Raw genomic sequence first — 22,221 nt, forward strand, 5'->3', positions numbered from 1 at the left:
TTTTTATACTGATATACATTAGTAATAATCATTTACTTAATCGACATTTTTGCTATAATAGTAATATGTGAAATGGAGGTAGTAAATTGAAAAAAATTAACAAGATTTTTAAGTTGATTCTAAGTTCTATTATAGTATTTTGTCTAGTTTCCACTCTATCTGCATGTACCAAAAATGCTAAAGACGATAGTGATGCTACTTTTACAAAGGCTAGAGTCACTAGAGTCACAGATGGTGATACCATTAGTGTTAATATAAATGGTGGCGATTATAAGATTAGAATGGTTGGTGTAGATACACCAGAAACTGTTCATCCCAATAAACCCGTAGAATACTATGGAAAAGAGGCTAGTAATTTTACAAAAAAACAATTGGCTGGAAAAACTATATACCTTCAAAAAGATGTCTCTGATACAGATAAGTATGGTAGATTATTGAGATACATTTGGTTAGAAAAACCACAAAACGATAACCCAAGCAATGACGAGATTAAAAACAAAATGTACAATGCAATTCTTGTAAAAGAAGGATACGCATATGTATACACTTATCAGCCAGATATCAGATATAATGACTTATTTAGACAACTACAAGCTGATGCAAGAGAAGGAAAAATAGGATTATGGTCAGACCCTAGCCAAACAAAAGAGGAGAATTCAAGACTAACAACTAAAAAAAACCTCAAAAAAAATGTAGAAAATAATAAGAACTCAAAAGAAAATATAAATGATTCAACAAATAACAACAATAAAAAAATAAAGGGAAATAAAAATTCAAAAGTTTATCATATACCAGGGAGTAGATCTTACAACACTATAAAAGAATCCAATACTATATATTTTGATAGTGAAAAAGATGCGAAAGATGCTGGATATAGAAAAGCTCAAAATTAATAAATAGCTTTATTTTATGCTTTTATTGCATAAAATAAAGCTATTTTTGTTATTGTATATCTCTCATATTATATGCTATATAACCTAATTTAATAAGTAAATATCCCACAAGAACCATTACAATTGAAGGCCATAAATCTATTTTTTCTATAGGATACTGAACTACGTATCCATATGGTACAATACTCTTAAAAATATTATCCAAGTCTAGCAACTTTCCTAAATACATTACAAAAAAGGAATAAGTAAGATATATATAATTCAATTTTGCAAATTTAGGTAAAGCCCCTATTAAAAAAACGTTTATTCCCAGCATTAAGAAATTAGCCGGTACAAATAATAATGATGCCTTTAAAAACACATCTAAATCTGGTATAGAACCCAGATATTGTTTTCCCACTGCCCAAAAAACAACTGATATCTGCAATTGAAATAATATAATCGCTAAAATACATATCCATAAATATGAATTTAGGTACTGATTCCTAGATACAGCCTTGGTAAGTATCTCATCTATTCTTTTACTTTTTTCTTCATATATAGTTCTATTAATAATCACTAATACTGGAATACATGCTATTATTGACATTATATACATAAACATTGATATAAATTGTTCTACAAGTTTACCACTACCTGCACCATAAAACATAGCTTTCATCATATCGGATGAATTTATATATGATTCCATATCCCCAAATACAGAACCATATATCGCTGCTAAAGAAAATATCAAAGCTACCCATAATACCAGAGTTTTATAAGTTAGTTTAATAGAAAAAGTCCTAATTCCTCTTAGTATATAACCTGCGTGTTTTTTACCTTTGAATTGAGGAATTAGACCAGTTCCTATATCTCTTTTTAAGGCTATAATGAATGAAATACATAGTATTACTAATATTTCTAATACTATTATAGCTATAGGCCAAAAATAATTGTTCACAAAATTCTCAGTTCTAAGTATTAATCCCAAAGGCGATATCAATGATAGAGTTTCATTGGATAAATCTCCTATAGCCCTCATAAAATATAAAGCCAATAATATTAAAAATGAAAATCCCATTGCACTTCTATTATTTACACAAATTTGAGAGAAAAATATACTTATTGCTCCAAATAAAACTCCACTTACAAATATAGCTAATGAAAAATTCAAACATCCCAAAAATGCTAACTTTGGACTAATATAATATAAACCTATACAAGTTATTATGGCCACAATCAAATTTGATAGAACTAGTATTATACTAATAGAACTAATACTTGAAAGCCTACCAAGCGGTAGCGATTTTAATAACTCTAATCTTCCATCTTCTTCATCTTTTCTAGTATTTGCACTTATTAAAAATATATTGTAGATAGCAATCATAACTATAGAATATAACAACATATAATTTGCATACATTGAACCTAATGTAAATTCCTTTTTTTCAAAAACAGGTCCAACAATTGCTATCATTGCTGGATTTTTCATAGTATCTACCAATGACTTGATATTAGAGGTTGTCTTAATTAAATCATCATATACAGGAACTAATAACACTAAAAATGCGCATATGAAAATTATCCACAAAGGAAGTTTTATTCTTTCTCTTTTTAAGGTAAAAAACGCCAAAGATCCCGTATTTCTAAATAATTTACTCATATTCAACACCTACCTATAATGACTCATAAACAATTCTTCCAATGTTTGACTTTTACTTTCAATAGATTTAATGTTATATGAGTTCAGTTCATTAATCAATAAACCTATATTTTCTTTATCCACACTTAACTCCAATCTATTTCCAATAATAGAAATATTTTTAACTGGTGTTAGTAATTTAATAACTGGTTTTTGAGTTTCTATAATAAAATTACTAGTATTTAAATGTTTTATATCATTTAATTTACCTGATTCTATTATTTTTCCATACTTTATTATACTTATAGAATCACACAAGCTTTCTACTTCAGTTAAAATATGTGAAGATAATAAAATACTTTTTCCTTGATTCTTTAATTTCTTCACTTGTTTTTGAAATATACTTTCCATAAGCGGATCTAAACCTGATGTAGGTTCATCAAATATATATAAATCTACATCTGAACAAAGAGCTGCTATTAAGGCTACTTTTTGCCTATTTCCCTTAGAATATGTCCTACATTTTTTTCTAGGATCTAATTCAAATTCTTCCATTAAATCATCTCTGTATTTTTTCTCCCTACTATCCTTTATTCTCAAAAATAAATCTATGACTTCTCCGCCTGTCATATTTGGCCATAAATTTACATCTCCAGGAACATAGGAAAGATTTCTATGTATAGAGACAGCATCTTTCCAAGCATCCATACCAAAAACTCTAGCTGAACCTTTTGATTTTAGCATACCTAGAATAATTCTAAGTGTAGTGGTTTTTCCAGATCCGTTTGGACCAATAAATCCTAAAACCTCACCGTTATCAAGGCTTAAATTAATATTATCCAAAGCCTTATACCTTCCAAATGATTTACTAACATTTTCAAGCTCTATTAACTTCATTAAAGTCATCTCCAAACTAATAAATACATTTTAAATATAATTAAAAATTATATAAATATAACTATAACTACTATAAATAAAATATGTAGTATTTTTGTTTATACTCTTAACAAACCCCTAAAACCTCTCGAAGCATAATAGGATTCCACACCATTATGATAAATAAAAGTTCTATTATATCTTTTATCTCCAAACAGTCCTCCTCCAAGTTTTCTCATAGAATTTGGTGTTTCTATCCAACTTGAAGATTTAAAATCAAAATCTCCTAGACTTTGCAATTTTCTATACCAATTTTCATCTAAAATTTCTATGCCAATTTTTTCTGCTACTGTATGAGCATCGCTTATTGGCTTATTTTTCTTCCTTTTTTCCCAAGCTTGTAAATCATAGCAAAGACTTCTCCTACCCGATGGACTTTCTATAGAAAAATCACAAAAAATATATTTATCATTGTGCTCGTCATATTCTATTAAATCTGGTTCCCCACCAGTTTTCTCCATCCTGTAAATAATTTCTACTAAGTTTCTATTTTTTTCTAGTCTATTTTCCACATTTACCCAGTCTATTTGTGGATGACGATGCATATTTTCTAAGAATCTTAGCTCCAAAAGTTTTATAAACTCTTTTATTGATTTATTATCAAGTTTTATTTCTTCAATATTTTTCATAAAATTTACCTTTCCATTTATTGACTGAGATTGTATAAAATATATAAAAATATCTATACATAAATGTTTATTTTTGCATTCTTTGTATTACATATTATAATTCAAAAATTTTTAAACGTCAATAATTTTACCACTTTAATAGCTAGACTAACTGTAAGTTCATTTGCTAATATTAGTACAGGTTCTAGATATATTACTACTTTTTGTCTTTTTCCTGCCGATAGCTCGCTGTAATGTTTTATTTTTCAACTAAAAAAGAAACCTTTGCTGTAATTGCAAAAGTTTCCTTTTCCTTATTTATTATTCTCATTAAACCAACTTACAAGCGGAACTATATAAGATTTATCAGTCCAATCTGAGCTATTATCTATCATATCCAACATATCATCTGCATTTAATTTTCCTTCATCAATAGACAAATCTTCATGCTTCTTTTTCCTTAACAAAGCCTTTCTCACAAGTTTCATTATTGTTTTATCTCTAAAGGTCATGTTTTTTATGTCCATTGATCCTCGACCATAGAAAAATTCTCCTATTTTTAATATATTACTATCATCCATCAGTGCATCCTTATATGAATCATCAGAATCTGCAGCTCCTACACAAAATATTGCTAGTTTTTTGAATCTCAAGACATCTATATGTTTCTTCATAAAACTGTAACAGGCAAATACTGATGCATACACTCCACCAACTAATATAATTATATCATTTTTTTCTATATCAAAAACAGTTACATCTTCAATTTCTTTTACTTTAAGATTTGTTTCTTCAGCAATCCAATTTGCATATTTTTTGCTGGCTCCATATTTTGATTTATAAATTATAATACCTTTATACATAGTACCTACCTCTCACTTTATGTCTTGTTATTATTTATTATTAAATATTTTACTAATTATATATCTTTCTTCCGAATATATTAGACTCTCTACTATATTTCTTTCTTATTTTTGAATATGCAAGAATATTTAGCGGAATACCAATATTAATAGTTAGCAATAATGTTATAAATGCAACATTTAAATAATTTTCAATTAAAAATAATGATATCCATAAAGGCATTGAAGATAAAATCCAAACAATACCATGCTCTTTACTAAAAGGCTTTACTTCCATTATTGAGTAATTTGATTTGCTAAAAAATGCTATAAATTCTATTGGAAGCCTCATATTAAGAGCTAATATACCTAAAATAGTAAGTATAACAGCGGATACTGATATAAATATATATGAAATTATAATTCCCATTAATTTACCACCTTTTTATAATTCACTAACTGCAAAATAATTTTCTTCATAGTCTGAAAAATTAAACTGTAATACTCCATCAAAGTCCTGTATAGGACTGATTGCCACACCCATTCTAGATATTCTCTCGTGAAGTAAATTAATTCCATCTGTATATAACATTAATGATGGAGTTGCAACACTAATCTCGGGCGAATATTTTACAACAAAATTTTTATCAAAAATTCTCATATCTAGGTCATTTGTAATCTTCAAACTTATACTAATAGAATTATCTGGCATAGTCTGATAATCTGTTTCTACTGCTCCAAATGCATCTTTCCAAAATTGAGCTGCCTTTTCCACACTATTTACATATAACATTATTTCTATTTTCTGTAGCATAATAACCCCTCTTTCATATATCAGTCCATCTATTTAAATATATCTATTGAACTTAAAAATACTTATAAACCATTTAAATAAAATTAATACTCTTAAATCATTAGTTTTTATTTATATAAATTAGTGTATCAAATACACCTATATTTAACATTAATAAATAAATTCTAAAATAAATTTATTAATATTTATTTTCTTAGTATAGTAATTATATCATCTATTTCGGATTTTTCAAAAAATTTTACATTATATAAAACAAAATTTTAAAAAACCTAACAAAAAATAAATTTATGCTAGGTTTAAAAAAATTATTCAATTATTTACATGTACAATTTCCACCACACGAGCAACCACCCATAGCAAACGCCAATGGTATAAATGATGCTGATGTTGCACTATAATTTTTCACTTGCATATTTTCATAGCTATTTGCATCATAGTATGATTCAAGCTTTGTTCTTTCTTTGTCTATCATAATATCTTCAACAGCTACTCCCTTTTCTCGAAGTAGATTTACACTATCTTTTAAAAATGCGTTACTTCCTACAATATAATAAACTGCCTGTCCAAAATCATCTTTCATTAAATTTTCTTTATACTGTTGTCTGCCTGTATAACATATGTTTTTAAAATTCTTTTTTGGAGAGTCCAAGAGTTCCTTCTTATATAAATAATCATTTGATTTATTCACCACAATATTTGTCATAGATCCTATTCCTTCTTGATTTTTTAAATAAGATGTTATTAAGGGTCTCATTGTCGCCATTCCTACACCCATAGAAATAAGAACAACATTTTTATTCTCTCTTCTCAACTTCATCCTTGAACCACATCCAAAAATACTGCAAGAATCCCCTATTTTCATCTGTGATAAAAGTTTCTTGTATTCAGATTCACTACTATCTAATCTAGTAGATATTACAACCTTATCTTCATCAATAGTAGTTGCAATAGAAAATTCTCTAACCCTAGCTTTATTTCTCTTTCCATCTATAAAACAATCTTCTAAACCGAGAGAGATATGGCTTCCTTCATCCCAATTAAAATCACTAGGTTTGTCGAATATATAAGTAGCTCTTTTGTTTCCTTCATCAATTATATCTATTAACTTAACAGAAAAATTATCTTTCATTATTGTGCCTCCTGCTTAAAATAAAATTACAATATAAATTAATATACCCTATTGATATTTATTCTTAATCACATATTGAAAATTTTTATAAATTATTTATATTTTGTGTTGACTATTACCTTACGTCATAGATTATACTCTAGTCATAGGAGGTAAGTAACATGTTTTTAATTAAAGAAGCTTCAAAATTATCAGGGCTTTCTGTGCGCACACTTCACGATTATGATAATAGTCTTTTAGATATAACTTATATAGAAACCACTAATAATAAAAGCACTGCTTATATTAAAATATATAAGCAGTGTTTTTATATTTTTTTAATGTATTATTTATTTTTTTCTAAGAAAGCTTCTACTTTTTCTAAATCACTTATACTATCAATCTCCATAAGATCATTTTCATTTAAGGCTTTAATATGTATATCTAATTGATTCACATTATTCCTAACTATATCGTCCCAATACATATTTTCAAAGTCTTTTATACTTTCAAGCTTATCTAACTCATTTTTTATATATTTTCCTTCATTTTCAGCCCAATAAGAAACTCCACACATAATATAACCATGACCATCACATATATCTATTCTTTCAAGTTTATGATTATCATTGATCACCAATTTCCATTCATTTTGAAAATTATCTTTATATGATGAAAAATATGTTGAACGATTTACATTTTCATCAATTATATTTTCGTTCATGTATACATCACCTTCTAATACGTAAGATTCAGGTAATATATCTCTTACTAAATACATTGAGTAAATATTATTGTAAATATCAAATTTATCATTAAAAACTGTCTTTACACCATATTTTTCCACCAAATAATCAAAATACTCCTTCTTGTAACCAACTACTAGAGTTATATCATGGATTCCTTTTTCTTTTAAAAATCTAATTTGCCTTTCTGTCATAGCCTCACCTGAAACCTCTACAAGAGATTTTGGTCTATCTTCTGTTAAGGGTCTAAGTCTTGTACCCATACCTGCTGCTAATATGATTGCTTTCATATACATCTTGCTCCCAACTTTATTTATTGTGCTTGGTCTTTTGATACCAATACAGAGCCAATTATAATCAATATTGAGCAAAATACCAATTTAAAACTCAAATCTCCACCAAATATCACCAATGAGAAAATTATTGCCCAAATAGAATAAGTGATATTTAATCCAGTGGCTTTAACCGGCCCAATTGAATCAATTGCACTGTAATAAAAAATATAAGAACAAGTTCCTATTAATGCAGTTATCAAAATATATAGCATAGTTTTTGTAGTTAATACATGATAAGATAGACTCCCACCTTTTATAAATACAACCACAATTACCAAGTATATCAATGCTGAAGTAACCTGTCTTATAGTTAATGCTTCCATAGGCATTATATCATCTTTCATACCATATGCACAAATAACACTTTCCAAAGACCATCCTAAAATAGTTATTAAGGCCGCTATAAAACCGAAAGCAAAATTTTTAACATCGGCATCTCCTGGACTATAACCTAAAATTATTATTGATAAAATACTCATGGAAAGACCAATCCATCCTTTAATTGATAGTTTATCTTTTAAAAATATATATCCAAAAAATGCTCCTGCAGCTGGATATACAGCTGAAATTGCAGCAGTATATCCGGGACCTATGTTTGAGATAGCAAACATATATGCCATCATGCCAACTGGACCACCAAATATTGCTGCCAAGGCAACGAATCTTCCGCTTCTAGTCTTTATTAACTTAATTGTATTAAAAAAATCTTTCTTAAACACTGACACTAAAGTCATCCAAAATGCTGAGGACAAGTCATGTAAAAATGCAGCTACAATCGGAGCAATTGCTATTACCTGGACATCTGATACAAAAGAATACATTGTTAAAATAATACCTGTTATCACAGTATCTAGCCCCCAGAGTATACCAGAAGATAAACCTGATGTTACTCCAAATTTTATATTGTTTCTATAATTTTTTTTCATTACACATCTCCATAAAATAATCGTTAAAAAATCAATTTATAGTTTTTACATATACTTATTGTAAAACTTTTCTAAGTTATTCTTGGATCTTTCATATCTCATAAGACCATAGTCTCCAAAATGAACACCCCTTGCTTCTTTATATACGGTCCAAATAGCCCATAGGAAGTCTTGGCATATTTTAAATAGCAATATCTTTTCTTCTTGAACCTGACTAGGTTTTTCACTACCCTTTTTTAGATCGTAATCTATGCTAAAATATTTATTTTTAAATAATTCCTCCTCATCTTCATTAAAATCACATTCAATGATATGACCTGCAATGTCCCACATAGGATCATTCATTCCAGCATATTCCCAATCTATTAGATAATTTCTATCGTCACCCTTTATAAAATTTTCCGCAACAGTATCATTATGACAAGTATAATAGTCTTTACCAATTTTTTCTAATTCATCTTCTAAAGCCATTACTTTTTCCCTTATAATTGGATACTCATCTTCATCATAGTACCTTCCATTTACTTCTTTTATTAAAGCTTCATATTTTTCAATTTCTCTAAATACATTAAACTCATTGTCAAAATCGACACATGAAAAATGCAGTTTTTTAAGTAGACTAGCAACAATCTCCATATTATTCTCTTTTTTTGCTGTAGTAGGATTTAAAGTTTCTGCATTTTCTATAAACTTACTCACCTTTACACCCGTCTCTTCATTAAAATACAATGTATCAGTATTTAAACCTAAAATGCTTCCTATTATAGAGTTATTTTTCTCATTAATTCTACTAATCATCTTCTCAGTTCCTGCCCCTGCTATTCTGAGAATAAACATCTCTCCATTTATGTCAACCTTGTAATTTTTATTTGTCATTCCACCTGCAGATTCTATAGATTTAATATCATCTTTATTAATATCTAACTCTCTGACTAATTCATCCTTCAATTTATCTTGTTTTTTAAGATCGTCTCTTCTAAGTATAGAAGAATATATCTGTCCTCTAGCCTTCTTCAAATTTTTATGTGTGGCAATCTCATACCATACTAAATCATCTAATTTTATATAACCAACCTTATATTCTCTACCTACATCCATAAGTGTATATTCATAATTTATGTATGGATTCTTATTATATTCAAATTGTTTTAGCATCTTATTAAAGTAATAAAAAGATATTTTTGTAAGTCCTACCAACTCACCATCAATTTTATTGAATTGGTGCCTATCTTTTGCTAATTTATATACTCTATTATCTCTAATTTCTACAAAAGCTTCCTGTCCAGAACCACTTTCGGAAGTAATAAGCATTGAGGTATGTTCATCGTGAGCTATAAGTTTTCTTACAGCTCTATCTTGATAAATAAGATTATCTTTCAGCAAAATAAAATCATTTTTTATAAAATCTTTACACAAGAAAATTGAATACATTGTGCCAGTATGCTTGTATCTGTCATTTACAACAACTCTTACTTTAGGATTAGTTTTAGCTAATTCTAAATAATACTCCTTTTTATAACCAGCAACAATAATTATATCATCTATCTGTCTCTCTTCTAAAATAGAAATCATCCTACCAATAACGCTTTCTTGGTCCATCTTTAGAAAACCAGCAGGTTTTCCGAAAACAGTTTCACCAGCAGCAAGTATTACAGCCTGACTTACAACCTGAGATTTACTAGAATCTTCCAATCTAATCCTTCTATTTTGATTTTCTATTACAAATCTTTCCAATACTTCCATACCTTGATTTGTAAGGCTATAGTCAGATTTACTAATCTGATTTTTTTTGATATAATTTTGTTCTTCTAAATTTTTTACTATAGAATTTACTCCTCCCAAGGATATTCCTGATTCATCAGCTAAAAATCTTTGTGTTACTTTATCATTGTTATTTATCAATAAAAGTATATCAAATAACTTACTCATAGATACCTCCCAAGTTTTTACATATAAAAAAGCAGTTCAACTTATGAACACCTTTAGTATATGCCCTATATACACTCTATGTCAAGTGATTATTAAATGAATTTTTAACGTATATAATATATAATTTACACAAAATAAAAACCTATCTTATTAAATAAGATAGGTTTTTATTGAACATGTTCAATTTTTAAACTGGATATTTTTATATTCTGAGATTCAAAATATGAGGTATTCTCTCCTCTTGACTTGGAAGTTTCATATAATCTCCATACATTTTTTCTAAGTAATCCTCAACTTTATTTGGGCAAGATACCTGTATTCCTTCAAATGCTATGTTTGATAGTGGAAAAATTGTATCTTTTTTTTGCATATATTTTCTATCCAGAAATGGCGTATCCACTCCATAAACTATATAATCTGCTTTTCCATACTTATCTAATTTTGAGCATTTATTAATCCATAACTCTTCTATACTTAATTTCTGCAAAAAAATCTTAAAATAATCTCTAAATTTTTGTGGTTTTGATTTTCTAAAATATGCCACTTTATTTAAAATCTTTCCTAACTTAGAATCAATTATATCTACATTTACAGGATCCATTGGAAATATATCTACAAAGGTTCCTCTACAAGCCAGTCCTGATGCCCTTTCAAATCCTTTAAAGTGATCTAAATAAAATATTTTTAAGAAAGAAGGCTGTATATCAACATCTTTTTGTGACCAATTTTTACAATTTTTATTTTCAAAAATCAACCCCTCTGGAAGTTCATTTTTTATAACCTTCTGAAATTTGTTATAATCTTCTCTCATCATACATATATCACAATCGTCATCCCATGGTATAAAACCCCCATGTCTTTTTGCACCCAAAAGTGTTCCCGCATCAATCCAATAATTAATATTATTTTCCTTGCATATTTTGTCGATAACCTTCAAAATTTCAAGAATAACCATTTGTAATTTTCTAAGTTCACTATCATTAGACTCTATTATTTTGTCAACATTTTGCTTAAACATAAAATACCCCTATAAATTTATATATTTAGTTTGCAGAAAATTTAATCTCAAACTAGTATAATTTCAATATATTTATTATAGCATGAATATCTTATTAATGTATAAAGCTACAAAAAATCTTTAATAGTTTTCCACTCTCTTAACAGCTTTTCTACAGTCCATCTTGCGTTAGCGGGACTAGTAGATGGCAGGTATTCTGCCTTTATACCGACTTGTTTTTCTATATATTTTTTATATAATTCCTGTGACTTTCTTCCATTAACAAATATTTTTTCAACAGATGATTCTTTCAAAATATTAGATATATCATTTGCCACTACATTTGTTATTGATGAATCCGATGATCCAACAATATCACATGATGCTATTACATCCCATAGTGCAATCTTATGCTTTAATAAAAAATTCTTTTTATCTTCTATTTCATTTTTTATTTCTTCATCAAATAATGCATTCATCACTTTCCAAAATCTATTTTGAGGATGACCATAAAAATATCCACACTCTCTAGATTTTACTGACGGGAATGAACCCAAAATCAGTATCTTTGATTCGGAATTATATGTTGGCTCGATAGTATGTAAAATTGCTATTTCCTCCTGCTCTTCTTAAAATTTTCCCTCTTCATGGGCTTTATTCCAAATAAAATACCACATATTGTACACAAAGCTTGCGGCCTATCTGAATTTTGTACCAACCAAGTTAAAAAATGTTCTGGGAATATTCCTATTCTAGGTAAGCCTAGAACTATAGCGCCAATTTCTATTGTGAAAATTATTAAAACTGCCAACACTAGTATCTTGACTAAATAATATATCTTATGTGGTCTACAAGCACTTGCCACAACCTTTGACAAGAAATAACCTATTATAAAATATAAAATATTCATAAATACAATACTATAAATCACGATTGAAGATATATTACTAGATGACTTACCACTTTCTATCATCTGTGGTAGTAAATAGAAATCTAAAAACAGCGCTCCTGATAGAAAAAGCACAAATAATATAGAAAATATAATTTTTTTATTCATTTTTACCTCCCATAAATATATGACTATTATATTAATCTAAATATATCATATAATACACATATTTTTTCACTTTAATTTTAATTTATTTATAATATTTTTAAATAAGAATATACCAACCAAATATAACTTAATATCTGTATTATAAGTAATTCTCCTATAAATATTATTATAGTTAATAGATGATAAAAAATGAAGATAGTTATAATTCAGTTATAATTTTATATTATTCTCTAATCATGGAGGTAATTATTATGAAAAATATTATTGAAACAAAAGGAATAAGTAAAAAATTTAAAAATTCAAGTATACTAGAAAATGTATCTATCAGTGTGAAAAAAGGAAGTGTATATGGTCTTTTGGGTCCAAATGGAGCAGGTAAATCTACTTTATTAAAAATACTTTGTGGATCATTAAAAGCCAGTGAGGGTTCTATAATTTTTGACGGTCATAAATTTTCAAAATACGATTTAAAACATATTGGCTCTATAATTGAGTATCCATCAATTTATCCAAATCTAACAGCACGTGAAAATTTACAAATACTAACTACTATGCTCGATTTAGATAAAAGTAAAATTGATGAGTCACTTAAATTAGTAAATCTTGAAAATACTGGGAAAAAAATAGTAAAAAATTTTTCTATGGGTATGAAGCAAAGGCTCGGTATAGCAATGGCTCTTATAAATAATCCTCAACTATTGATATTAGACGAACCTACAAATGGACTTGATCCTCTAGGCATTCAAGAAATGAGAGAGTTAATTAAATCCCTATCTGCTAAAGGAATAACCATTATTATATCTAGTCACATACTAAATGAAATTCAGCAAGTAGCTGATACAATTGGAATAATTTATCAAGGTATGTTGTGTTATGAAAATGTTAATGACAAAAATAGCAAAGATCTTGAAGAATTATTCTTGGAAATAATCAAAAGAAAAAGGAGATAATTAAAATGTTAATAAAACAAATAAAAGTAGAATTTTTAAAAGAAAAAAGATCTGCAAATAGAAAAATGCTTTTTATAGTTCCTATAATATTTGTTATCTTTACATATATTATGTCTATGATGATGGGTGGTAATTCTTATGGCAAGAGCTTCTTGATATCTGCAGCTTACAACTGGTACCCCCTACTTATACTACCTGTTGTTATATCTTTATATGTGTCAAATATAGTAAAAAAAGAAAAATCATATAATCAATCTTTTTATAAAAGTTTAGGTTTAGATACATCGAATTTATTTATAGCAAAGAATGCCGTAGTACTATTTGATTTTTTCATAATAATATGTGTTTCAACGATAGGATTTTTAATTTTGTCAATATTAGTTAATGGTGAAAATATTGCATTTCCTAATGTTATTTTTGCGAATTTTTGTTTATTTTTTGGTATATTGCCTATAATATCTTTTAGTTTTTTTATTTCAAAATTTACAAATAGAGTCGTACTAATCTTAATAAACTTTATCGTAAGCTTTCCTAGTGCTATTATAGCTACTAAAGATTACTGGTGGATTTTCCCTTGGGGATACAATTTAAGAATGATAGCTCCAATACTAGGAATACATCCCAACGGAACTATTTTAGTAAGGCCTAATCCACTGTATAATACTAATGTTATAACAATTGGATTAATACTATCAATTTCAATATATGCAATTCTAACAGTAATACAAATTTTTATAGAAAGGAAAGAAAATGCTTAATTTAATTTACGCAAATTATCTAAAGACAAAAAGAACATATATAAGGCTAATTACACTCATACTACCATTAATATATTCACTTGTGATGTTTATATATTTGCAAATACTGGGAAAATACAATTTTGGTGATACGTTGAGGATTTATTGTCTGCTTTTTTCTATATGTATGGTTTTTTGTCTAGGATTTTATATACCAATGATTTATTCAGTTGACAAAGCTGCTGGAAATTATGCTATTGAAACTAGATCGGGAATCAATAGAAAAAAAATATTTATATCAAAGTTTCTATTCATACAATTATTGCTTTTAATTATAGTTTCTGTAGGCATAGGAAGTTTTAGTTTATTTAATTTATTATTTAATCAATTTTCTATAAATATTTTATTGTTAGCAAAATATATTTTCATTCTTATAATATCAGCTAGCCCAATTATTGTATTTTATCAGTTTACAGCTATAAAGTATAATTATACTGGAACTTTGTTACTTGCTGTTGTTTTCGTGCTATCTGCAATATTAATGGGAACTACAGGGCTAGGTGGAAACTTATGGAAAATACTTCCTTGGATTTGGCCTGTAAGATTATTTTTTGAATTTACTTCTCCTTTAAGAGACAGTTCTTTTATGCTAGAATATAATCAAATAAATGAAATAACATACATATTAATAAAGTCCTTTTTATTTAGTATTTTCTTGTTAACAATTCAAAGTATTTGGTTTGAAAAATGGGAAGGATCTTCAAGCTTGGAGGAATAAAATGAAAATATTGGCAATAGATGATGATCAAGACTTATTAAATTTAATTAAAAATACTCTAATTAAATCATACCAAGTAGATATAGAAAACGACATTAACAGTATTAATATCGAAAAGCTAAATCGATATGATTTAATAATACTGGACGTTATGATGCCAAATATGAGTGGATTTGATTTTTTAAGAAAACATAGATTTCAAATAGATTCACCTGTAATATTTTTAACCGCTAAAGATTTTGAGGATGATAGATTAGAGGGATTTGCTTCAGGAGGAGATGACTATATTACAAAGCCATTTTCAATAAAAGAACTTCGTGCTAGAGTTGATGCACATATTAGAAGAGAACACAGGAAAAAGACAAATCGTTTATCTGACAAAAATATTTATTGTGATCTTATCGAAATGTCATTTTATGTAGGAAATAATAATGTTCCTCTGACATCTTCTGAATATGAAATATGTAAGTTATTATTAAAGCATAAATCTAATACATTTTCAAAGGAAAATATTTACACATCTGTATATGGATATGATGCTATAGGAGATAGTAAATCTAGTATTACTGAAAGAGTAAAAAATATTAGATCAAAATTTGAAAAATATGGAGTTAATCCTATTAAAACAGTTTGGGGGATAGGTTATAAATGGGAAATAGAAAATCTTTAGCAAAAACATTAGTAAAGTATTCATTGCTTGAATTATTTTATAGTTTTATAATTATTCTCGTATCATTTTTCATACTTAGATTATTAATGATAAATGGAAATATCTATCCTGCAAACTATGCAGAAAATCAACTACCTAAAATTGTAGAAAAAACTAAAAAATCTGATTGGAAAATTAGCGATTTACCTTTCTACTATCAGTATAAAGTAATATCAAGCAAAGAAGAAAACATACATAAAACACAAAATATTGATGAAAAATACAAGGAGCTAATTTCAAAAGCCATCAATAATGGTAAATCTAAAACTGATACACTTATATATCCTAGAGTTTTTGTGCATATAAAAAACAATAACATAGATATGGTTGTTTCCTATAAAGTAGCTGCTATTCCAAACTCCAAGGAACTATATAGTATTTTTCCAAATTTTGAACTAATATATATGGGAACTTTCTTTATTCTTTGGGTACTAGGTTTTTCTCTATTAATATATAGATCAATCTCTATTATACGCAAGGAACTAAATAAAATTAACCAAACCAATCTATACATAAGAAATTTAGATTTAGATTATCCTGTTTTAAATAGTGATTATAAAGAAACTGATTATATATTAAGTTCTTTGAATTCAATGAGTTTAGAGCTAAAAAAGACGCTAAATGAACTCTGGACTAGACAAGAAAAAGAAAAAAGTATGATAGAATCTCTTAGTCATGATATAAGGACGCCTATAACACTAATAAAGGGTAATCTAGAATTACTTGAAGAAGATTCAATGCAATTTAATTCTAATACTATAAATGAAAAAATTACCAATATACAGATTGGCATTCAAAGATTGGAAAAATATATAGAAAAACTAAAGTCAATTAATTTTAACTTGCATAGTGAAGAAGATGATGTACACGATTCAAACGAAAAAATGACACTTAGTGATAAAAATGTTATTGAAAACTTGATAAGTAGCCTTAATTCTACAGCTAAATTTAACAACTATAATTTAATAGTATTAAAAAAAGATAACTCACAGCTACTAATATTAAAAGAAGATTTATACAGAACTTTAGAAAATTTACTAATTAATAGTATAGAGAATTCATCAAATAATAAAGATATTTATTTATCTTTTGAAAATAAAAAAAATACTTATTCAATTTATATTGAAGATCGAGGGCCTGGATTTAGTCAAGTGGATTTAAAAAATGCAAAATCTAAGTACTATACTTCTAAAAAATATGTTGGGCAAACACATGGCTTAGGACTACATATAGTTGACCAAATAGCAAAAAAATATAATGGAAAATTAATTCTTGAAAATATATATAACGAAAATACTATTATAGGTGCTAGGACAAGATTAGAATTTAACACATAAAAATAAGATTTTTCAAAAAGTATATCTCCTTAAATAGTAGCTTTCATATATAAAAAAGACCCAGTCAATTAAGACTAGGTCTGTATAAGCAATTTTGTACTATAACTTTATTACGTTTACTGCCTTGCTTCCTCTTTGGTCAGATTCTATATCATAAGATACTTTCTGTCCTTCTTCTAAGCTTCTAAATCCTGATCCCTGGATAGCAGTTTGATGTACGAATAAATCTTTTCCGTCTTCTCCTGTAATAAATCCAAATCCCTTAGTGTCGTTAAACCATTTTACTGTTCCATTATTCATGTTAAATCTCCTTCTGTTTCATTTAAGAAACTACCTAAGCCATATCGGCCATTATTTTGTGTCGCAATGTTTTAAAAAGAGAGTTAAGTTTTAAATGTCACAATAAAATTCTAATTCTTTTAATAAATATTTACTACAATTTATATTATATAATATTTTTTTAAATTTGTAAAGGTAAATATTTATTTTTTTAAATATTAATTTTACATACTTTAAAATTTTTAAGTTAATTTTTAATATTATCTTATTTTTTTAATATTATTTTTTAGCTGAGTATTCTCCCATATTTATATTAATCACTACTCTATCTGGCTTTGCTAGAGCTTCTGCATATTCTGAAGTCCATTTAAAGTTGTCATTCATCTTTCCATTGACCATACCACCAAATTCGTGATTATTATCACAAGCAGAGTTATTTTCAAGCATCTCTAACAATATATTATGCGCATGATTTGAAACCCAATTTGGATCCATCTTCTTAAAATAGTATTGTAAATCTGGCAACTTTAGAGTGCTCATCCCCACTGTATCAATCAGTACATCTGAACTATCCTTTAAATTAAATAATCTAACATTTACAGCAAAGTATATAAATCTATCTCTTTGAGATAATTTATGTTCTGCAATCTGTTTTCTTGAGAATAATTTACCACAACTAGCAAACCATACACCAATGCAAGTAGGATATAAATCCACCAATGCTTCTACAAAATCCATATCCAAGTTTGCTCTTGTCATTGGATCTAACTCTCCTGCTAAAAAGTCATTTGCTATTACTTGATACTTAGCTACTTCAGTAACATCATTAATACCAGAGCAATTCCACATGTATGTTTTTTCTAATCTTCTTTTCATATCGCTGTCAACAGGTACAACCCCATTAATCATTAGCTGTGATGCAAATTCGTGTGGTCCATTTTCATTTTCATAATATGCAACATATTCATTAGCTTCAAAGTGTGCCATATCTTTATCATGATGGAAAAATGCAATCTGTCCTAAATGCTGATTCATAGTTTCTTCAATCAGTTCAGGATTAGGCATTGCACATTCTTCTTCGAATAATAAATGTATTAAAAATGGTCCCCCGACTTCATATTTTGAATATAATTCTTCTTTTTTATCGTTCATAGTAACTCCTCACCAATTTTATAATTTATATATTATATTATAACATTATTGGCAACAAATACAAAAATTACTATAAAATTTTTATTCACCCTTGTTACATTTAATTTTATTTAATATAGGTAATAATCTATTTCCTATATTAGCAGCTATTATACATAAAATAAAGTCTGGACCAACAGTTGATAAAAACCACACGCTGATTAGTTCTACTAATCCTATACTCATTCCATTTGATAGTATGTAATTAAAACTTACAAAATAATAAACTAGACCACATAGATAATAAGCCATTTCACCTATAAAACAAGCAAAGAGTAGCTTTGTGAAAGTGGCCTTTCCAAATTTTTCTCTAAATCTACCTGCCAATAATGCAGAAAAAGCAAAACCAATTAAAAATCCAAATGTTGGTCTTAATATATAAGCTAATCCTCCTCCATGAGCAAATATTGGTATACCTATTAAACCAATAGTTAAATAGATTAATACACTAATAAATCCCTTTTTAGATCCTAGTACAATTCCTGCTAACAAGGAAAATAGTAGTTGAAGCGAAAAAGTAACTTCAAAAACCCCCAAGGGAATCATTATTTTTATAAAAGCTCCTATTGCTATCAGTGCTGTAAATAGACTACAATGCACTATATCCAATGTATTTAATTTTTCCTTAAACATAATATAATACCTCACTATTTTTTCTATTATTTGCTTAAAATACTTAGTGTATACTAAATATTTTTATATATTAGCACCATATAATAAAACTGTCTATCGATTTGGTCACGCTTTTAGCGTATTTGATAAATTTTTTTCAATATTGTTAAAAAATATTTTTAGTTTTTTTGATAACTTTTATTAATTATACTATTGCAAATTAAATTATTAAAATATATAATAGCAACAATATACTTTTATAGAAACGGGGTGCAACTTGGATACATATAATTATCAGAAACTAGTAGATTATACATTAGGAAAAAAAATACCAGACTTGGTATTCAAGAATGCCAATGTAATTTTTGTTCAATCTGGAGAAATTATTAAGACAGATATAGCCGTACAAGACGGATACATAATAGGTATAGGCGAATATAATGGAAAAAAAGAATTAGATTGTAAAAATAAATATATATCACCAGGCTTTATAGACTCACACCTACATTTTGAATCTACAATGGCAAATCCTCATGAGCTAGTACACTATGCTTCATTAAGCGGTACAACTACATTTATAGCTGACCCACATGAAACCGCAAATGTATCTGGTTTAAAGGGAATAAAATATATATTAAATGAGACTTCTTCATCTTTTGCTGATGTATATCTCATGATGCCTTCATGTGTTCCTTGTATGGATTATGAAGATTCAGGCTATATACTTGAAGCAAAAGAAATGGAAAAGCTATTTAATGAAAATAGAATATTAGGTTTAGGAGAAGTCATGGATACTGACGCTGTTCTAAACAGAAAACCATCTATGATGGACAAATTATCTATGTATGAAAATAAGATAAAAGATGGTCATATAATATCTATAGAGGACAAAGATCTATCAGCATATGCTATGGCAAATATAAATACGGATCACGAAAGCACTTCTTATTATTATGCTATGCAAAAAATAAGAAATGGCATATATGTCCATATCAGAGAAGGATCCGCTGCAAAAAATCTCGAAGCAATAGTTACAGAAATAGTAAAAAATGATTCAGATATATCAATGTTCACTTTTTGTACTGATGATAAACATATAGAAGATATAATAAATGATGGTCATATAAGCTATAATATCAGAAAAGCAATTAAACTAGGATTAGAACCAATAAAAGCATACAAAATGGCTACTTTTAACCCAGCTACCTGTTATTCTTTAAGAGATATTGGCTACATAGCCCCTGGCAAAAAAGCAAATCTAGTAATACTAAATGATATGGAAAATGTAGAAATAGATTCAGTATATTATATGGGAAAGAAGATTCATCAATCCTATAATAAAAATCATGAAATTTTAGATAGTGAGTATCAAGATTTATTAAATACTGTTAATATTGATTGGTTTACTAAAGATATGTTAAAAGGTAAGATGAGTGATTATGCAATAGCCCTAACTCCTGGACAGCTTCTTACTAAAAAAATCAAACTTAAAGAAAAAAATACTTCTACTGAAAATATAAATAAAGTAGTATCAATTGAGAGACATCACAATACCGGTAAGTATGGTTTAGCTAATGTATTAAATTATGGTATAAAAAATGGAGCAATAGCTTCTAGTGTTGCTCACGATTCCCATAATATAATCGTAGTAGGCGATAATGACGAAGATATAATGCTTGCCATAGAAAAAATAAAAGATATTAAAGGTGGATATGTCTTAGTTAATAATGGAAAAATATTTGATTATCTACCCCTTCCTGTAATGGGATTAATCTCGACTTTAAACAGCAAAGATATGAATCAAAAATTACATAACATGATAAAAAAATCCTATCAAATGGGTGTAAATAAAGGCATAGAACCCTTTATTACACTATCTTTTCTAGCTCTTCCCGTAATTCCAGAAATCAGAATTACTAGTAATGGTCTATATGATGTATTAGAAGGAAAATATATATAAATCTTTAATTATTAAAAATGTTAATATAAAGAAATATAATCTTTTAGTGCTATAAACTAATCTATATAAAAAGTAATAGTCCACATATTGTGGACTATTACTTTATGAACTATATTTAATTAAGTCTCATTCTAACATGAGGTATACCATAATCTATAAATCTTTCAGAAATTGGCACAAAACCTTCCTTTTCATAAAATCCTTTTGCATACTCTTCTGCATCTAATACTATTGCATCAGCACCAAAATATTCCTTGGCTACATCTATTCCAATCTTCACTATCTGTGCTCCATAACCATGCTTACGCTTAGCTGCAATGACTCTACCTAATCCAGCTTCTTCAAAGGAAGTATTCTGAGGTAAAACTCTTATATAAGCTAATATTTCATCATTTTCTTTTAAATATACATGCATAGCTATCTTATCCAAATCGTCAATCTCAGGATAAGGACATTCCTGCTCTACTACAAAAACCGACTCACGTAATTTAAATATATCGAACAACTCTTCTGAACTCAACTCTTCAAATTTCTTCTTTACAACTTCCATAATATGCCTCCTGCAATTCAACTATTAATTATTATATTAATTCATCTTATTTTCATATTTACTATATACTAATTCTTATACTTATATAGAATTAAAATGATATCATTCAAAAAAAACTTATAAATTTATAATACTTATACATATATTATGCCCACTAATTAATAAAAATCACAATAATTAGAAAATTTACAATTAGAATATGGATATATGTCAATAATCAATTGATAAAAATCGCTTATTTTTCAACACTTTTAGCCTGCATAAAAAAATTAAATTTTTTTAAAAAAAGACTCTAATACACCA

At 27.5% G+C, this 22,221-nt stretch carries 24 protein-coding genes; 7 read left to right on the top strand and 17 right to left on the bottom strand.

The window, feature by feature from the left end:
- Positions 1–86 precede the first annotated feature (86 nt).
- On the top strand, positions 87–893 hold the full coding sequence (locus O0R46_RS08065; RefSeq protein WP_269311244.1) for a thermonuclease family protein: 807 nt from the start codon (positions 87–89) through the stop codon (positions 891–893).
- A 49-nt stretch (positions 894–942) separates the two neighbouring features.
- Here O0R46_RS08065 and O0R46_RS08070 read toward each other — a convergent pair whose 3' ends face one another.
- The 13 genes from O0R46_RS08070 to O0R46_RS08130 all read right to left on the bottom strand — a co-directional run bounded on the left by O0R46_RS08070 (position 943) and on the right by O0R46_RS08130 (position 12,815).
- Positions 943–2,538, bottom strand: a complete 1,596-nt coding sequence (locus O0R46_RS08070) for an ABC transporter permease (RefSeq protein ID WP_269311245.1) — start codon at positions 2,536–2,538, stop codon at positions 943–945.
- A 9-nt stretch (positions 2,539–2,547) separates the two neighbouring features.
- Positions 2,548–3,414 carry an ABC transporter ATP-binding protein gene (locus O0R46_RS08075; RefSeq protein ID WP_269311246.1) on the bottom strand — a complete coding sequence of 289 codons (867 nt, stop codon included), beginning with the start codon at positions 3,412–3,414 and terminating at the stop codon, positions 2,548–2,550.
- 98 nt (positions 3,415–3,512) lie between these two features.
- Complete coding sequence (locus O0R46_RS08080) at positions 3,513–4,082, bottom strand: DUF4256 domain-containing protein (protein ID WP_269311247.1); 570 nt, start codon at positions 4,080–4,082, stop codon at positions 3,513–3,515.
- Positions 4,083–4,375: 293 nt separating this feature from the next.
- Positions 4,376–4,924, bottom strand: coding sequence for a flavodoxin domain-containing protein (locus O0R46_RS08085; protein WP_269311248.1), 549 nt, complete (start codon positions 4,922–4,924; stop codon positions 4,376–4,378).
- 52 nt (positions 4,925–4,976) lie between these two features.
- The gene (locus tag O0R46_RS08090) at positions 4,977–5,333 is read right to left on the bottom strand and encodes a hypothetical protein (protein WP_269311249.1); all 357 of its coding nucleotides are present in this window, start codon (positions 5,331–5,333) and stop codon (positions 4,977–4,979) included.
- 15 nt (positions 5,334–5,348) lie between these two features.
- Complete coding sequence (locus O0R46_RS08095; RefSeq protein WP_269311250.1) at positions 5,349–5,717, bottom strand: VOC family protein; 369 nt, start codon at positions 5,715–5,717, stop codon at positions 5,349–5,351.
- A 313-nt stretch (positions 5,718–6,030) separates the two neighbouring features.
- On the bottom strand, positions 6,031–6,846 hold the full coding sequence (locus tag O0R46_RS08100) for an FAD-dependent oxidoreductase (RefSeq protein WP_269311251.1): 816 nt from the start codon (positions 6,844–6,846) through the stop codon (positions 6,031–6,033).
- 325 nt (positions 6,847–7,171) lie between these two features.
- Positions 7,172–7,861 (bottom strand): sugar phosphate nucleotidyltransferase, encoded by a 690-nt coding sequence (locus tag O0R46_RS08105; RefSeq protein WP_269311252.1) that lies wholly within the window; start codon positions 7,859–7,861, stop codon positions 7,172–7,174.
- Positions 7,862–7,884: 23 nt separating this feature from the next.
- Entirely contained in the window at positions 7,885–8,832 is a 948-nt protein-coding gene (locus O0R46_RS08110) for a DMT family transporter (protein WP_269311253.1), read from the bottom strand.
- Positions 8,833–8,877: 45 nt separating this feature from the next.
- Positions 8,878–10,761 (bottom strand): phosphocholine cytidylyltransferase/choline kinase family protein, encoded by a 1,884-nt coding sequence (locus tag O0R46_RS08115; RefSeq protein WP_269311254.1) that lies wholly within the window; start codon positions 10,759–10,761, stop codon positions 8,878–8,880.
- 202 nt (positions 10,762–10,963) lie between these two features.
- Positions 10,964–11,779: a LicD family protein gene (locus O0R46_RS08120; protein ID WP_269311255.1), complete on the bottom strand. Its 816-nt coding sequence runs from the start codon at positions 11,777–11,779 to the stop codon at positions 10,964–10,966.
- A gap of 107 nt (positions 11,780–11,886) precedes the next feature.
- Complete coding sequence (locus tag O0R46_RS08125; protein ID WP_331275585.1) at positions 11,887–12,315, bottom strand: DNA-deoxyinosine glycosylase; 429 nt, start codon at positions 12,313–12,315, stop codon at positions 11,887–11,889.
- Positions 12,316–12,368: 53 nt separating this feature from the next.
- Positions 12,369–12,815 carry a hypothetical protein gene (locus O0R46_RS08130; RefSeq protein WP_269311256.1) on the bottom strand — a complete coding sequence of 149 codons (447 nt, stop codon included), beginning with the start codon at positions 12,813–12,815 and terminating at the stop codon, positions 12,369–12,371.
- A 251-nt stretch (positions 12,816–13,066) separates the two neighbouring features.
- On the opposite strand from O0R46_RS08130, the gene O0R46_RS08135 reads away from it, so the two are divergent.
- The 5 genes from O0R46_RS08135 to O0R46_RS08155 all read left to right on the top strand — a co-directional run bounded on the left by O0R46_RS08135 (position 13,067) and on the right by O0R46_RS08155 (position 17,326).
- Positions 13,067–13,765: a lantibiotic protection ABC transporter ATP-binding subunit gene (locus O0R46_RS08135; protein ID WP_331275586.1), complete on the top strand. Its 699-nt coding sequence runs from the start codon at positions 13,067–13,069 to the stop codon at positions 13,763–13,765.
- 5 nt (positions 13,766–13,770) lie between these two features.
- Positions 13,771–14,523 carry a lantibiotic immunity ABC transporter MutE/EpiE family permease subunit gene (locus tag O0R46_RS08140; protein WP_269311257.1) on the top strand — a complete coding sequence of 251 codons (753 nt, stop codon included), beginning with the start codon at positions 13,771–13,773 and terminating at the stop codon, positions 14,521–14,523.
- A 166-nt stretch (positions 14,524–14,689) separates the two neighbouring features.
- Positions 14,690–15,280 carry an ABC-2 family transporter permease gene (locus O0R46_RS08145; RefSeq protein ID WP_269311258.1) on the top strand — a complete coding sequence of 197 codons (591 nt, stop codon included), beginning with the start codon at positions 14,690–14,692 and terminating at the stop codon, positions 15,278–15,280.
- A gap of 1 nt (position 15,281) precedes the next feature.
- Entirely contained in the window at positions 15,282–15,950 is a 669-nt protein-coding gene (locus tag O0R46_RS08150; RefSeq protein ID WP_269311259.1) for a response regulator transcription factor, read from the top strand.
- Positions 15,929–17,326, top strand: a complete 1,398-nt coding sequence (locus O0R46_RS08155; protein ID WP_269311260.1) for a sensor histidine kinase — start codon at positions 15,929–15,931, stop codon at positions 17,324–17,326. Before O0R46_RS08150 ends, O0R46_RS08155 begins: the two co-directional genes overlap by 22 nt.
- A 99-nt stretch (positions 17,327–17,425) precedes the next feature.
- Here O0R46_RS08155 and O0R46_RS08160 read toward each other — a convergent pair whose 3' ends face one another.
- The 3 genes from O0R46_RS08160 to O0R46_RS08170 all read right to left on the bottom strand — a co-directional run bounded on the left by O0R46_RS08160 (position 17,426) and on the right by O0R46_RS08170 (position 19,429).
- Positions 17,426–17,626 (bottom strand): cold-shock protein, encoded by a 201-nt coding sequence (locus tag O0R46_RS08160; protein WP_269311261.1) that lies wholly within the window; start codon positions 17,624–17,626, stop codon positions 17,426–17,428.
- A 258-nt stretch (positions 17,627–17,884) separates the two neighbouring features.
- Positions 17,885–18,757 carry a DUF4261 domain-containing protein gene (locus O0R46_RS08165; RefSeq protein ID WP_269311262.1) on the bottom strand — a complete coding sequence of 291 codons (873 nt, stop codon included), beginning with the start codon at positions 18,755–18,757 and terminating at the stop codon, positions 17,885–17,887.
- 81 nt (positions 18,758–18,838) lie between these two features.
- A complete protein-coding gene (locus tag O0R46_RS08170; RefSeq protein WP_269311263.1) occupies positions 18,839–19,429 on the bottom strand; it encodes a biotin transporter BioY in 591 nt (196 codons plus the stop codon).
- Between the two features lie 256 nt (positions 19,430–19,685).
- Between O0R46_RS08170 and ade the strand changes: the two genes are divergently transcribed.
- On the top strand, positions 19,686–21,368 hold the full coding sequence (gene ade / locus O0R46_RS08175) for an adenine deaminase (RefSeq protein WP_269311264.1): 1,683 nt from the start codon (positions 19,686–19,688) through the stop codon (positions 21,366–21,368).
- A 115-nt stretch (positions 21,369–21,483) separates the two neighbouring features.
- On the opposite strand, the gene O0R46_RS08180 is transcribed toward ade, so the two are convergent.
- Complete coding sequence (locus O0R46_RS08180; RefSeq protein WP_269311265.1) at positions 21,484–21,918, bottom strand: GNAT family N-acetyltransferase; 435 nt, start codon at positions 21,916–21,918, stop codon at positions 21,484–21,486.
- Positions 21,919–22,221: the final 303 nt, after the last annotated feature.

The sequence above is a fragment of the Peptostreptococcus equinus genome (assembly GCF_027125355.1).
Classification (GTDB): domain Bacteria; phylum Bacillota; class Clostridia; order Peptostreptococcales; family Peptostreptococcaceae; genus Peptostreptococcus; species Peptostreptococcus equinus.

Excerpts from the sequence above, each read along its gene's own strand:
- O0R46_RS08180 (WP_269311265.1), bottom strand. The coding sequence starts at position 21,918 with ATGGAAGTTGTAAAGAAGAAATTTGAAGAGTTGAGTTCAGAAGAGTTG.
- O0R46_RS08120 (WP_269311255.1), bottom strand. The coding sequence starts at position 11,779 with ATGTTTAAGCAAAATGTTGACAAAATAATAGAGTCTAATGATAGTGAA.
- O0R46_RS08165 (WP_269311262.1), bottom strand. The coding sequence starts at position 18,757 with ATGAACGATAAAAAAGAAGAATTATATTCAAAATATGAAGTCGGGGGA.
- O0R46_RS08160 (WP_269311261.1), bottom strand. The coding sequence starts at position 17,626 with ATGAATAATGGAACAGTAAAATGGTTTAACGACACTAAGGGATTTGGA.
- O0R46_RS08130 (WP_269311256.1), bottom strand. The coding sequence starts at position 12,815 with ATGAATAAAAAAATTATATTTTCTATATTATTTGTGCTTTTTCTATCA.
- O0R46_RS08150 (WP_269311259.1), top strand. The coding sequence starts at position 15,282 with ATGAAAATATTGGCAATAGATGATGATCAAGACTTATTAAATTTAATT.
- O0R46_RS08090 (WP_269311249.1), bottom strand. The coding sequence starts at position 5,333 with ATGGGAATTATAATTTCATATATATTTATATCAGTATCCGCTGTTATA.
- O0R46_RS08100 (WP_269311251.1), bottom strand. The coding sequence starts at position 6,846 with ATGAAAGATAATTTTTCTGTTAAGTTAATAGATATAATTGATGAAGGA.
- O0R46_RS08145 (WP_269311258.1), top strand. The coding sequence starts at position 14,690 with ATGGTTTTTTGTCTAGGATTTTATATACCAATGATTTATTCAGTTGAC.
- O0R46_RS08095 (WP_269311250.1), bottom strand. The coding sequence starts at position 5,717 with ATGCTACAGAAAATAGAAATAATGTTATATGTAAATAGTGTGGAAAAG.
- O0R46_RS08110 (WP_269311253.1), bottom strand. The coding sequence starts at position 8,832 with ATGAAAAAAAATTATAGAAACAATATAAAATTTGGAGTAACATCAGGT.
- O0R46_RS08140 (WP_269311257.1), top strand. The coding sequence starts at position 13,771 with ATGTTAATAAAACAAATAAAAGTAGAATTTTTAAAAGAAAAAAGATCT.
- O0R46_RS08155 (WP_269311260.1), top strand. The coding sequence starts at position 15,929 with ATGGGAAATAGAAAATCTTTAGCAAAAACATTAGTAAAGTATTCATTG.
- O0R46_RS08115 (WP_269311254.1), bottom strand. The coding sequence starts at position 10,761 with ATGAGTAAGTTATTTGATATACTTTTATTGATAAATAACAATGATAAA.
- O0R46_RS08070 (WP_269311245.1), bottom strand. The coding sequence starts at position 2,538 with ATGAGTAAATTATTTAGAAATACGGGATCTTTGGCGTTTTTTACCTTA.
- O0R46_RS08085 (WP_269311248.1), bottom strand. The coding sequence starts at position 4,924 with ATGTATAAAGGTATTATAATTTATAAATCAAAATATGGAGCCAGCAAA.
- O0R46_RS08170 (WP_269311263.1), bottom strand. The coding sequence starts at position 19,429 with ATGTTTAAGGAAAAATTAAATACATTGGATATAGTGCATTGTAGTCTA.
- O0R46_RS08135 (WP_331275586.1), top strand. The coding sequence starts at position 13,067 with ATGAAAAATATTATTGAAACAAAAGGAATAAGTAAAAAATTTAAAAAT.
- O0R46_RS08075 (WP_269311246.1), bottom strand. The coding sequence starts at position 3,414 with ATGAAGTTAATAGAGCTTGAAAATGTTAGTAAATCATTTGGAAGGTAT.
- O0R46_RS08105 (WP_269311252.1), bottom strand. The coding sequence starts at position 7,861 with ATGAAAGCAATCATATTAGCAGCAGGTATGGGTACAAGACTTAGACCC.
- O0R46_RS08080 (WP_269311247.1), bottom strand. The coding sequence starts at position 4,082 with ATGAAAAATATTGAAGAAATAAAACTTGATAATAAATCAATAAAAGAG.